A 12559-nucleotide genomic window follows, 5' to 3' on the forward strand; every position below is an offset into this window, starting at 1 on the left:
CGCGCACCACTGACAACACCGGAGGCGCCCTAGGAGACCGGCCGGGAGTCGCTCCAGACGCCTTCGAACTCCTCCTGGTAGACCTGGAACAGGCCCGGCTCGGGCGGCCGTCCGGAGAGGATCGGCCCGGGGGTGCCGCCGCGCAGCACCAGCGCCGGGGACTCGATGCCGCGGGCCCGGCGCAGATAGCTCTGGACCACGCCGAGGCCGTCCGGGCCGTCGCCGTCGACCAGGTAGGCGGTGAAGCGCGGCAGTTCGTCGTAGACCCGGATCTCGAACGAGCCCGCGTCGCGCAGCCGGGCGCGGACCCGGCGGACGTGCATGATGTTGGTCTCCACGGCCTTGCCCAGTTCGCCGCGGCCGAGCCCGAGTTCGCGCTCGCGCCGGCGCAGCGCGCTGCTGGCCGGGTTGAGGAAGAGCAGCCGGACCCGGCAGCCGGTGTCGGCCAGGCCGACCAGGCGGCGGCCGGTGAAGTTCTGGCAGAGCAGGTTGAGCGATATGCCGACGGCGTCCAGCCGCCGGGCCCCGGCGAGCAGGTCCTCGACCGGCAGGTCGCGCTGCAGCCTGACCCGGTCCGGGTGGACCCCGATGACGTCGGCGTAGCGGTCGCCGACCAGTTCCTCGACCACGTCCACCGGGGCCCGCAGCCCGCCCGGGTCGGCACCGCCGTCGAGCAGCATCAGCAGCCGGGCGGCGGCGCGCTCGGCCTGGGCCAGGACGTTCTCGGACAGGGCCCGGTTGCGGGAGACCACGTGCCGGGCGACCTCCAGCTCGTCGAGGGCGACCTCCACCTCCCGACGGTCGCTCAGATACGGTTCGAAGCAGGGCCAGTGCTGGACCATCAGCTCGCGCAGCTGGGGCAGGGTGAGGAAGACCACCAGCGCGTCGTCGTCCGGGTCCAGCAGGTAGCCCTTGCGCCGGCTCACCTCGCGCACCGCGCCGGCCCGCTGCACCCACTCCTCGCCGGCCGGGCCGGCCGCGGCTATCACCCAGTCCTCGCCGTGCACCGGTTCGTAGACCGGGCGCAGCACCTCGGCGACGACCGAGCGGAGCCGCTGCTCGACCAGGTTCAGCCAGACGTAGGCGCGGCCGGCCCGGCGGACCCGGAGCCTGGCCTCGTCCCAGGCGGCGGCGGGCCAGGCCAGCGAGGGCTCCAGCGGGCCCGGCTGGTGCGGCGCGGCCCGACCGGCTCCGGTGCGGACGACCGTGGTCGGGGCATCGCCCCGCACCGTGCCCCCTGCGGCACCCCCGTCGGGGACGACCATCCCGGACCTCACCGTTCCTCTCGTACACGCCACCACGTACACGCCACCGCGCGCACATGTGCGCTGCGGGACAACGTACCGCGCCAGAAGGCCCGGAGTAGGCCGTCCGGGTGACTCCGGACGATCAAGAGTACTTTGCCACCAGAGCGGTCGCCGTCCAAGCGCGAAGTGGTAGCTGGGTGATGGCGGTGCGTCACCCAGGCTCCCTGGGACACCCGTTCGGGCGAAGTAGTGGTGAAAGCACCATGAGCGGGGCACGGCTGAGACACCATGCCAAGGGACATGACGCGCTCTTTCCCTGGGCATAGGGCACGTGACAGTTGCCGGCCCCTCCGGAGAGGGCCGGCGCGGCACTATCGGGAGTTGTTGACGACGATGCAGGTCTGGCCGGGACATCCCTACCCCCTGGGTGCCACCTACGACGGCGCCGGAACCAACTTCGCGGTGTTCTCCGAGGTCGCGGAGCGGGTCGAGCTGTGCCTGCTCGGCGACGACGGCTCGGAGACCTCGGTGGAGCTGAGGGAGACCGACGCCTTCGTCCGGCACGCCTACCTGCCGGGGATCCAGCCCGGGCAGCGCTACGGCTTCCGGGTGCACGGCCCGTACAAGCCGGACCAGGGCAACCGCTGCAACGGCGCCAAGCTGCTGCTCGACCCCTACGCCAAGGCGATGAGCGGCGCGATCGACTGGGACGAGTCCGTCTACGGCTACCACTTCGGGGCACCGGAGCAGCGCAACGACCTGGACTCCGCCCCGCACACCATGACCTCGGTGGTGGTGAACCCCTTCTTCGACTGGGGCAACGACCGCCCGCCGCGCACCGACTACCACCGCACCGTGATCTACGAGGCCCATGTGAAGGGCCTGACGAACCTTCACCCCGGCATCCCGGACGAGATCCGCGGCACCTACGCCGGGATCGCCCACCCCGCGGTGATCGAGCACCTGGTGAAGCTGGGGGTGACCGCCATCGAGCTGATGCCGGTGCACCAGTTCGTGCACGACCACCGACTGGTGGACCTGGGCCTGTCCAACTACTGGGGCTACAACACCATCGGCTTCTTCGCCCCGCAGGGCGCGTACTCCTCGCTCGGCGACCGGGGCCAGCAGGTGCAGGAGTTCAAGTCGATGGTGAAGGCGCTGCACGCGGCCGGCATCGAGGTGATCCTGGACGTGGTCTACAACCACACCGCCGAGGGCAACCACCTGGGCCCCACGCTGGCCTTCCGCGGCCTGGACAACTCCGCGTACTACCGGCTGGCCGAGGACCGCCGCTACTACGAGGACACCACCGGCACCGGCAACAGCCTGCTGATGCGGCATCCGCACGTGCTGCAGCTGATCATGGACTCGCTGCGCTACTGGGTCACCGAGATGCATGTGGACGGCTTCCGCTTCGACCTCGCGGCCACCCTGGCCCGGCAGTTCCACGAGGTGGACCGGCTGTCCTCGTTCTTCGACCTGGTCCAGCAGGACCCGGTGGTGTCCCAGGCCAAGCTGATCGCCGAGCCCTGGGACATCGGCGAGGGCGGCTACCAGGTCGGCAACTTCCCGCCGCTGTGGACCGAGTGGAACGGCCAGTACCGGGACACCGTCCGCGACCTGTGGCGCGGCGAGAACGCCGCGCTGGCCGAGTTCGCCTCCCGGCTGACCGGCTCCTCCGACCTCTACCAGGACGACGGCCGCCGCCCGATCGCCTCCATCAACTTCGTCACCTGCCACGACGGCTTCACCCTGCGCGACCTGGTCTCCTACAACAACAAGCACAACGAGGCCAACCACGAGGACAGCCGGGACGGGGAGAGCCACAACCGCTCCTGGAACTGCGGCGCCGAGGGCGAGACCGAGGATCCCGGGGTGCTGGCGCTGAGGGGCCGTCAGCAGCGCAACTTCATCGCCACCCTGATGCTGTCCCAGGGGGTGCCGATGCTGTCGCACGGCGACGAGTTCGGCCGCACCCAGGGCGGCAACAACAACGCCTACTGCCAGGACAGCGAGATCTCCTGGGTGAAGTGGCCGGACGCCGCGATCGGCCCGGCCCGGATGCCCACCGAGCCGCTCGGCTCCGGCAACGAGGACCCCGACGAGGCCGAGACCCGCAGCACCGAGGACCAGGCGGCGCAGCTGCTGGACTTCACCCGGCACATGGTCTGGCTGCGCCGGGACCACCCGGTGTTCCGCCGCCGCCGCTTCTTCCACGGCCGCCCGGTCTCCGGCAGCCACGACGACCTCACCGACATCGCCTGGTTCACCCCGGCCGGCGAGGAGATGTCGGACAAGGACTGGAGCGCCTCCTACGCCAAGTCGCTGAGCGTCTTCCTCAACGGCTACGCCATCTCCGAGCCGGACCGGCGCGGGGGCAGGATCACCGACGACTCCTTCCTGCTGCTGTTCAACGCCGGCGACGCGGGCCTGGACTTCACCGTCCCGGTGAACCACGGCCGGGAGTGGCAGGTGGTGGTCGACACCGCGCTGCCCTGGACCATCGCCCCGGGCACCGGCGCCAAGATCAGGGGCGGGGACAGCGTGCACCTGACGGACCGTTCGATGATGGTGCTGCAGCGTCCGGCCTGATCCGGTGGTGATATCAGCCGATTTTCGCCCGAATGGCGCGCAGGGGTCGTGCACCGGGGCCCGGCGGGGTAGGCGTAGGCCATGACCCCCGTACGCGTGAGCGCACCTACGGCCACCTACCGCCTTCAACTGCAACCGGGCTTCGGCTTCGCCGAGGCCCGGCGCGCTGTGCCCTACCTCGCCCGGCTGGGGGTGTCCCATCTGCACCTGTCCCCGGTGCTGGAGGCCGTGCCCGGTTCCACCCACGGCTACGACGTGGTGGAGCACAGCCGGGTCAGCGAGCAACTCGGCGGCGAGGACGGGCCGGACGGCCTGCGCGCCCTCGCCGACGAGGCCCATGAGCACGGGCTCGGACTGATCGTGGACACCGTCCCCAACCACATGGCGGTGCCGGTCCCCTCGACGCTCAACCACGCCTGGTCCACCCTGCTCCGCGAGGGCCCCGAATCCCCGTACGCGGCCTGGTTCGACATCGACTGGGCCGCCCAGGACGGGCGGGTGCTGCTGCCGGTGCTCGGCGACCGGCTCAGCGCCGAGCTGTCCGAGATCAAGGTCGACACCCAGGACGACACGGCGGTGCTGCGCTACTACGACCAGGTGTTCCCGCTGCGCCCCGGCACCGAGCAGCTGCCGCTGCCGCTGCTGCTCGACTCCCAGTTCTACCGGCTGGCCTGGTGGCGGCTGGCCCGTACCGAGCTGAACTACCGGCGCTTCTTCACCGTCTCCGACCTGGTCGGGGTCCGGGTCGAGCACCCCGAGGTGTTCCGGCGGACCCATGCCACCCTGCTCCGGCTGCACGCCGAGGGCGTGGTCGACGGCTTCCGGATCGACCACCCGGACGGCCTGGCCGACCCGCGCGGCTACCTCCGCCGGCTGGCCGCGGAGACCGGCGGCGCCTACGTCGTGGTCGAGAAGATCCTCACCGGCGACGAAGAGCTGCCCGCCGACTGGGCCTGCGCCGGCACCACCGGCTACGACGCGCTGCGCCGGATCGACGGGGTGCTGACCGACGGGCCGGGCGCGGCCCAGCTGGCCGAGGTCTACTCCGGCTACCTGGGCACGGCCACCGACAGCGCCAGCGCCGCCGCCCGCCGCGGCCGGGCCGAGATGACCGCGCCGCTGGGCGAGCTGGCCTCCGAGGTCAACCGGCTGGCCCGGGTCGCCGCCCGGATCTGCGAGGAGGACTCCGGGCTGCGCGACCACGCCCCCTGGGCGCTGCGCCAGGCCCTCGCCGACGCCCTGGCCGCCTACCCGGTCTACCGCCCCTACCCGGTCCCCGGCGAGCCCGACGACCCGGCCGACCTGGAACGGATCAGCGCCGCCTGCGCCGCCGCCCGGGCCCGGCTGCCGGTCGAGCACGCCGCGACCGCGGACCTGGTCCGGGACCTGGCGCTGGGACGGCTCGGCCGCAGCGCCGCCAAGGACGAGTTCCGGATCCGGCTGGCCCAGACCGCCTCCGCCGTCGCCGCCAAGGGCGTCGAGGACACCGCCTTCTACCGCCGCTACCCGCTGCTGTCCCTGAACGAGGTCGGCGGCGACCCGGGCCGCCCGGGGCTGCCGCCGGAGGAGTTCCACGCCTACTGCGCCCGGATGCGGCGCGACCGCCCGGCCGCGATGACCGTGCTGTCCACCCATGACACCAAGCGCAGCGCCGACGCCAGGGCCCGGCTGGCCGTGCTGGCCGAGCTGCCCGAGGAGTGGGGGCGGGAGATCGCCCGCTGGACCGCGCTCTGCCCGGAGCCGGTGCCCGACCCCAATGCCGCCTACCTGCTCTGGCAGACCGCCCTGGCCGCCTGGCCGATCGATGCCGACCGGCTGGCCGCGACCGCGCTGAAGTCCGTCCGCGAGGCCAAGCTGCGCACCACCTGGACCGAACCCGACAGCGGCTACGAACGCGCGGTCGAACGGCTGGCCCGGTCGATCCCGGACACCCCGGCCCTCGCCGCCGCCGTCACCGCCTTCGCCGAGCGGATCGCCCCCCACGCCCGGGCCAACACCCTCTCCTCCGCCCTGCTGCACCTCACCATGCCCGGCGTTCCCGACCTCTACCAGGGCAGCGAGGAGCCGCTGCGGACCCTGGTCGACCCCGACAACCGGCACCCGGTCGACCTGGCCGGCCTCGCCGCCCGGCTGGACTCGGCGGACCCGGTGGCCACCGCCGCGGCCGAACCGCTGCAGTTCGAGAAGCTGCACCTGACCGCGACCGCGCTGCGGCTGCGCCGGGACCGTCCGGCCGCCTTCACCGGCGGCTACACCCCGGTCGCCGCGGACCCCCACCTGATCGCCTACCTGCGCGGCCGGGACGTGCTCGCGGTCGCCACCCGGCTCCCGTACCGGCTGGAGCAGCGCGGCGGTTGGACCACCGAGACCCTGGCCCTGCCGGACGGCGAGTGGACCGACGCCCTCTCCGCCCGCGGCCCGCTGCGCGGTACGGTGCGGCTCGCCGACCTGCTCGCGCACTTCCCGGTCGCCCTGCTCGTCCGCACCTCCGAGGAGTCCTGATCCATGAGCCACCGCTTCGAGCTGTGGGCCCCGGCCGCCGAGCGCGGCGTCACCCTGGTCCTGGACGGGGACGGGAGCCCGATGCGCCGCGACCCGGACCGCCCCGGCTGGTGGCTCGCCGAAGCGCCCGCCGACCCGGGCCGCAGCCGCTACGGCTACCGGCTGGACGACGACCCGCTGCTGCTCCCCGACCCGCGCTCGGCGCGCCAGCCGGACGGACCCGACGGACCGTCACAACTGGTCGACCACAGCGCCTTCCGCTGGTCCGACACCCGCTGGCAGGGCCGCGCCCTGCCCGGCAGCAGCATCTACGAACTGCATGTCGGCACCTTCACCCCCGAGGGCACCTTCGACGCCGCCGCCGCCCGGCTCGACCACCTGGCCGAGCTGGGCGTGGACCTGGTCGAGCTGATGCCGGTCTGCCCGTTCCCCGGCGACCACGGCTGGGGCTACGACGGCGTCTCGCTCTGGGCCGTGCACGAGCCCTACGGCGGCCCGGAGGGGCTGAAGCGCTTCGTCGACGCGGCCCACCGGCGGGGTCTCGGCGTGGTGCTGGACGTGGTCCACAACCACCTCGGCCCCTCCGGCAACTACCTGCCCCGCTTCGGCCCCTACTTCACCGAGCGGCACCACACCCCCTGGGGCGCGGCGGTGAACCTGGACGCGCCGGGGTCGGACGAGGTGCGCGCCTACCTGGTCGAGAGCGCGCTGTCCTGGCTGCGCGACTACCGCGTCGACGGGCTGCGGCTGGACGCCGTGCACGCCCTGGTCGACACCCGCGCGCTGCACTTCCTGGAACAGCTGTCCGCGGCCGTGGACGGGCTGGCCGCCGCCACCGGACGCCCGCTGTTCCTGATCGCCGAGTCCGACCTCAACGACCCGCGGCTGATCACCCCGCGCGAGGCCGGCGGCCTCGGCCTCACCGCGCAGTGGAGCGACGACCTGCACCACACCCTGCACGCCGTGCTCACCGGCGAAGGCCAGGGCTACTACGCCGACTTCGCCGCCCGTCCGCTGGCCGGGCTGGCCCGGACGCTGACCCGGGGCTGGTTCCACGACGGCACCTGGTCCTCGTTCCGCGGTCGCACCCACGGCCGCCCGCTGGACCCGCACCGCACCCCGGCGCACCGGCTGCTCGGCTATCTGCAGACCCACGACCAGATCGGCAACCGGGCGCTGGGCGACCGGATCTCGGCCGCCGCCGACCCGGGCCTGCTCGCGGCCGGCGCGGCCCTGGTCCTCACCGGGCCGTTCACCCCGATGCTGTTCATGGGTGAGGAGTGGGGCGCCCGCACCCCCTGGCAGTACTTCACGGACCATCAGGACCCGTCCCTGGCCGAGGCGGTACGGACCGGGCGCCGCCGCGAGTTCGCCGCCCACGGGCACTCCCCGGAGCAGGTCCCCGACCCGCAGGCCGCCACCACCTTCCTCGGCTCCAAGCTCGACTGGACCGAGCCCGACCGCAAACCGCACGCCGAACTGCTCGGCTGGTACCGCACCCTGCTGGCGCTGCGCCGGGCCCACCCGGAGTTCACCGACCCGGACCTGTCCGCGGTCCGGGTCGAGTACGACGAGGACGCCCGCTGGCTGGTGCTGCACCGGGGCCGGTTCCGTACCGCGGTGAACCTCTCCGACCGGGAACGGACCGTCCCGCTGGGCGCGGCCTTCGCGGACGCGCCGGCCGGCTACGGCTCCTACCGGGGCTCGGGGGACGCGGTCACGCTCGCGGCCCGCTCGGTCGCGGTCGTCCGCACCGACTAGCGCGCCGCGCGGAGCCGCAGTTCGGCCCACAGGGTCCGCAGCTGCGGCTCCAGCCGCTCCAGCGGGCCGTCGTTGTCGATCACCAGGTCGGCGATGGCGAGCCGCTCCTCGCGGGTCGCCTGGGCGGCCATCCGGGCCCGCGCCTCGTCCTCGGCCATCCCGCGCAGCCGCACCAGCCGTTCCAGCCGGGTGGCGTCGGCCGCGTCCACGACGACGACCAGGTCGTAGCGGGAGGACAGCTTGTTCTCGGTCAGCAGCGGGACGTCGTGCACCACCACGTCGTCCGGCCCGGCCTGCGCGGCGAGTTCCGCGGAGCGGTGGCCGACCAGGGGGTGCACGATCGCGTTCAGCGCCGCGAGGCGGGCCGGGTCGGCGAACACGATCGAGCCGAGCTTCGGCCGGTCCAGCGCGCCGTCCAGCAGCAGGACGTCCGTCCCGAACTCGGCGACGACCGCGGCCAGGCCGTCGGTGCCGGGGGCGACCACCTCCCGCGCGATGAGGTCCGCGTCCACCACCACCGCCCCGAGAGCGGCCAGCCGCCGCGACACCTCGCTCTTCCCCGCGCCAATCCCACCGGTAAGGCCCACTCTCAACATGACCGCAGCTTAACGACTACCCCAGGGGCGCGAGGAACTGCGCTGCCAACCATGCACCACCGTGACTGGAGGCTGCATGCGAAAGGACCCCCACCCGGTCACCCAAGTGGAGGTCCTTCTGCTTCAAGCTACCTGCTGCTCAGCGCACTGCGCTCAGCTCTGGCCGCCCGCGAGCTTCTCGCGCAGCGCGGCGAGGGCCTCGTCGGTCGCCAGGGCGCCCGAGGTCTCGTCGCTGCTCGAGGAGTACGAGCCACCGGAGATGGCGCCGCCCGCGGCACCCGCACCCGCGGCACCGGCCTCGGGAGCCGCGCCCTCGCCCGCCGCAGCGGCCTCGGCGTCGGCCTCGCGGCTCTTGATGACCTGGGCCTGGTGCTGCTCGAAGCGCTGCTGCGCCTCGGCGTACTGGCCCTCCCAGGTCTCACGCTGCTTCTCGAAGCCGGGCAGCCAGTCGTTCGCCTCGGGGTCGAAGCCCTCCGGGTAGATGTAGTTGCCCGCGTCGTCGTAGGAGGCAGCCATGCCGTAGAGGGTCGGGTCGAACTCGACCGTCGCCGGGTCGGCACCGAGGGACTCGTTGGCCTGCTTCAGCGAGAGGCTGATGCGGCGACGCTCGAGGTCGATGTCGATGACCTTGACGAAGATCTCGTCGCCGACCTGGACGACCTGCTCCGGGATCTCCACGTGGCGCTCGGCCAGCTCGGAGATGTGGACCAGGCCCTCGATGCCCTCGTCGACGCGCACGAACGCACCGAACGGAACCAGCTTGGTGACCTTGCCGGGGACGACCTGCCCGATCTGGTGGGTCCGGGCGAACTGCTGCCACGGGTCCTCCTGGGTCGCCTTCAGCGACAGGGAGACGCGCTCGCGGTCCATGTCCACGTCGAGGACCTCGACGGTGACCTCCTGGCCGACCTCGACGACCTCGGACGGGTGGTCGATGTGCTTCCAGGACAGCTCCGAGACGTGCACCAGGCCGTCGACGCCGCCCAGGTCCACGAAGGCACCGAAGTTGACGATGGAGGAGACGACGCCGGAGCGCACCTGGCCCTTCTGCAGGGTGGTGAGGAAGGTCTGACGGACCTCGCTCTGGGTCTGCTCCAGCCAGGCACGGCGGGACAGGACCACGTTGTTGCGGTTCTTGTCCAGCTCGATGATCTTGGCCTCGAGCTCCTTGCCCACGTAGGGCTGGAGGTCGCGGACGCGACGCATCTCGACCAGCGAGGCCGGCAGGAAGCCGCGGAGGCCGATGTCCAGGATGAGACCACCCTTGACGACCTCGATGACGGTACCGGTGACGATGCCGTCCTCTTCCTTGATCTTCTCGATCGTGCCCCAGGCGCGCTCGTACTGAGCCCGCTTCTTGGACAGGATGAGACGACCCTCCTTGTCCTCCTTCTGGAGAACAAGGGCCTCGATGTTGTCGCCGACCTTGACGACGTCATGGGGATCGACGTCGTGCTTGATGGACAACTCGCGGGAGGGGATGACGCCCTCGGTCTTGTAACCGATGTCGAGGAGAACCTCGTCACGGTCGACCTTCACGATGATGCCCTCGACGATGTCGCCATCGTTGAAGTACTTGATGGTCTCGTCGATCGCCGCGAGGAAGGCTTCTGCGTCGCCGATGTCGTTGACCGCCACCTGCGGGGTGGTACGGGCCTCGGTGCTACTGGTCGTCATTAGGAAGGGGGCTCCGGATACGGGCATGAAGTCGTAGGTACTACTACGCCGGGGACCCGTTATCGCTCCACCGAGGACCAGACAGGGCAGAGCCGGAGTACCGAAACCTCCCGCATGCTCCGAGGAGCAACGATCCGGAAGCCGATACCCCGAAACGTCTGAAATCTGTGGGGTCTTCAACAGATGCGAGCGCGACCTACTCCGTCCGAGGCGCGCAGGCCCGCAGCGCAACTTGTAGCATACGGGGCCAGCCATGCATGGTCAATGCGGTATGCCGCAGTGCGGGAGACCCCCACACGAACCGGTCTGAACCGGTCAATTCGGCACATGGGCGGCGACCTCTCCGGTGACGCCCGACGCTACGCAGCCAAGGCTACGCTACTGCCGAGATGACCGAGCACACCGCAGCCACCGATGACGAATCCGAGGCCGTGCGCCGCGACGCGGACACCGCCGAGAGCAGCAGCGCCAACCGCCACTGGTGGGACCGCAACGCCGACGATTACCAGGACGAGCACGGCTCCTTCCTCGGCGACGCCCGTTTCACCTGGTGCCCCGAAGGACTGGACGAGGCCGAGGCCGGGCTCCTCGGCGACCCGGACGGGCTGCGCGGCCGCACCGTCCTGGAGATCGGGGCCGGGGCCGCCCAGTGCTCCCGCTGGCTGACCGCCCGGGGGGCCAGACCGGTCGCGCTGGACCTGTCGCACCGCCAGCTGCAGCACTCGCTGCGGATCGACCAGGGCCTCGGCCTGCCGCCGGTCCCGCTGGTGCAGGCGGACGCGACCGTGCTGCCGTTCGCCGACGGCAGCTTCGACCTGGCCTGCTCCGCGTACGGGGCGGTGCCCTTCGCCGCCGACACCGCGCGGCTGATGCGCGAGGTGCACCGGGTGCTGCGGCCGGGCGGGCGCTGGGTCTTCTCGGTCACCCACCCGGTCCGCTGGGCCTTCCCGGACGAGCCAGGACCCGAGGGGCTGACCGCGCTGTCCTCCTACTTCGACCGCACCCCCTACGTGGAGCAGGACGAGGACGGCAACGCCGTCTACGTGGAGCACCACCGCACCCTGGGCGACCGGGTGCGGGAGCTGGTCTCAGCCGGCTTCCGACTGGTCGACCTGGTGGAGCCGGAATGGCCGGAGGGCCTGACGCAGGAGTGGGGCGGCTGGAGCCCGCTCCGGGGCCGGCACCTGCCGGGCACGGCGATCTTCGTCTGCGTCCGGGCCTGAGGGCTTCGGCGTCGAAGGCCCTCGGCCGCGCCACTCCAGCAGCAGGGCGCCGCCGAGCAGCAGCAGCGCCAGCCCGGGGGCTCCCCGGGGCAGGTAGTCGCGCAGGGCCAGCACCAGCCGCCGCTGGCTCTTCACCTGGGCGGCGGTGGCGGCCAGGTAGTCGGGGCGGATCCTCACGTCCCCGGCGAAGATGGTGACCGGGGCCTTGTCCGCGCTCGCCGGGAAGCGCAGCTGCTCGCGGTGCCGCTCCTCGCCGTTGACCGGGGCGCCGGTGACCGGGTCGACCCAGAAGTCGCGCACCGTGGTGTACCAGCGCTGCAGCCCGGAGGCGGCGATGCTCGCCGGGGTCAGCCCCTGCATCCCGGCCGGCATGGTCTTCGGGAAGGGGACCTGGGTCCAGGGCACGGTCTCCTGGAAGTGGTAGACCCGCATCCCCTGGTAGGTCTCGGTGCCCTGGTAGCGGATCGGCGCCGAGCTGCGGGTCTGCGGGTCGTAGTACTGGTAGTCGCGGGGCTGGGTGTCGAACGGGAACTTGTACTCGATCCCGGTCCGGGCGACCGGGTCCCCGTCGACGCTCTCGCCGCAGCAGTGCACCGGCTCCTGGGTGTGCGCGTCGAAGACATAGACCTCGGGGATGCTGGAGACCATCTTCCCGTCGGTGCCCAGCACATGGGAGAGGGTGTCCCAGACCACCACGTCCCGGCCGGTGCGCTTCTTCTCGGCCGCCGCCGCCGCGGCGTCCCCGCGCAGGGTCTGCACGATGGTGACGGTCTGGCCGGGGACGCCGGTCAGCGTGCCGTAGTCGATCAGGGTGGCGTTCTTCGCCTGCAGCACCACGGCCTGGTACTGGTTCGCCGGGACCTCGACCACCCGCGGGTAGTCGTACCAGCGCAGCAGCGGCCCGAAGGCGGCCAGGAAGGCGGCGAGGGCGACCAGGACCAGGCTCGATCTGCGGTGCACG

The 12559-nt window shown here is 72.1% G+C and carries 7 protein-coding genes and 1 pseudogene; 4 read left to right on the forward strand and 4 right to left on the reverse strand.

From position 1 onward, the window contains the following. Window positions 1–29: 29 nt before the first annotated feature. Window positions 30–1265 carry an SAV2148 family HEPN domain-containing protein gene (locus tag ACEZDG_RS23870; protein ID WP_380512911.1) on the reverse strand — a complete coding sequence of 412 codons (1236 nt, stop codon included), beginning with the start codon at window positions 1263–1265 and terminating at the stop codon, window positions 30–32. 375 nt (window positions 1266–1640) lie between these two features. Here ACEZDG_RS23870 and glgX point away from each other — a divergent pair, with 375 nt between their 5' ends. From glgX to treZ, 3 genes are all read left to right on the forward strand, one after another. Further along, window positions 1641–3839, forward strand: coding sequence for a glycogen debranching protein GlgX (gene glgX, locus ACEZDG_RS23875; protein WP_380513260.1), 2199 nt, complete (start codon window positions 1641–1643; stop codon window positions 3837–3839). Between the two features lie 81 nt (window positions 3840–3920). Then, the gene (gene treY, locus ACEZDG_RS23880) at window positions 3921–6341 is read left to right on the forward strand and encodes a malto-oligosyltrehalose synthase (protein WP_380512913.1); all 2421 of its coding nucleotides are present in this window, start codon (window positions 3921–3923) and stop codon (window positions 6339–6341) included. 3 nt (window positions 6342–6344) lie between these two features. Further along, window positions 6345–8102: a malto-oligosyltrehalose trehalohydrolase gene (gene treZ, locus ACEZDG_RS23885; protein ID WP_380512915.1), complete on the forward strand. Its 1758-nt coding sequence runs from the start codon at window positions 6345–6347 to the stop codon at window positions 8100–8102. Here the strand turns inward: treZ and coaE are convergent. Both coaE and rpsA read right to left on the reverse strand, forming a co-directional pair. Then, window positions 8099–8698: a dephospho-CoA kinase gene (gene coaE, locus ACEZDG_RS23890; protein ID WP_380512917.1), complete on the reverse strand. Its 600-nt coding sequence runs from the start codon at window positions 8696–8698 to the stop codon at window positions 8099–8101. The two genes, treZ and coaE, sit on opposite strands and share 4 nt — an antisense overlap. Window positions 8699–8851: 153 nt before the next feature. After that, window positions 8852–10375, reverse strand: coding sequence for a 30S ribosomal protein S1 (gene rpsA / locus ACEZDG_RS23895; RefSeq protein ID WP_380512919.1), 1524 nt, complete (start codon window positions 10373–10375; stop codon window positions 8852–8854). A gap of 389 nt (window positions 10376–10764) precedes the next feature. Here rpsA and ACEZDG_RS23900 point away from each other — a divergent pair, with 389 nt between their 5' ends. Beyond that, window positions 10765–11598, forward strand: coding sequence for a class I SAM-dependent methyltransferase (locus ACEZDG_RS23900; RefSeq protein WP_380512921.1), 834 nt, complete (start codon window positions 10765–10767; stop codon window positions 11596–11598). A 54-nt stretch (window positions 11599–11652) separates the two neighbouring features. Here ACEZDG_RS23900 and ACEZDG_RS23905 read toward each other — a convergent pair. Continuing rightward, a pseudogene (locus ACEZDG_RS23905) lies at window positions 11653–12558 on the reverse strand (DUF3068 domain-containing protein); the annotation flags it as partial. Window position 12559: the final 1 nt, after the last annotated feature.

Origin of the sequence: Streptacidiphilus alkalitolerans (assembly GCF_042511045.1) — a bacterium.
Classification (GTDB): Bacteria; Actinomycetota; Actinomycetes; order Streptomycetales; family Streptomycetaceae; genus Streptacidiphilus; species Streptacidiphilus alkalitolerans.

Coding starts and splice junctions, on each gene's coding strand:
- treZ (WP_380512915.1), top strand. CDS start 6,345: ATGAGCCACCGCTTCGAGCTGTGGGCCCCGGCCGCCGAGCGCGGCGTC.
- ACEZDG_RS23870 (WP_380512911.1), bottom strand. CDS start 1,265: ATGGTCGTCCCCGACGGGGGTGCCGCAGGGGGCACGGTGCGGGGCGAT.
- glgX (WP_380513260.1), top strand. CDS start 1,641: ATGCAGGTCTGGCCGGGACATCCCTACCCCCTGGGTGCCACCTACGAC.
- ACEZDG_RS23900 (WP_380512921.1), top strand. CDS start 10,765: ATGACCGAGCACACCGCAGCCACCGATGACGAATCCGAGGCCGTGCGC.
- treY (WP_380512913.1), top strand. CDS start 3,921: ATGACCCCCGTACGCGTGAGCGCACCTACGGCCACCTACCGCCTTCAA.
- coaE (WP_380512917.1), bottom strand. CDS start 8,698: ATGTTGAGAGTGGGCCTTACCGGTGGGATTGGCGCGGGGAAGAGCGAG.
- rpsA (WP_380512919.1), bottom strand. CDS start 10,375: ATGACGACCAGTAGCACCGAGGCCCGTACCACCCCGCAGGTGGCGGTC.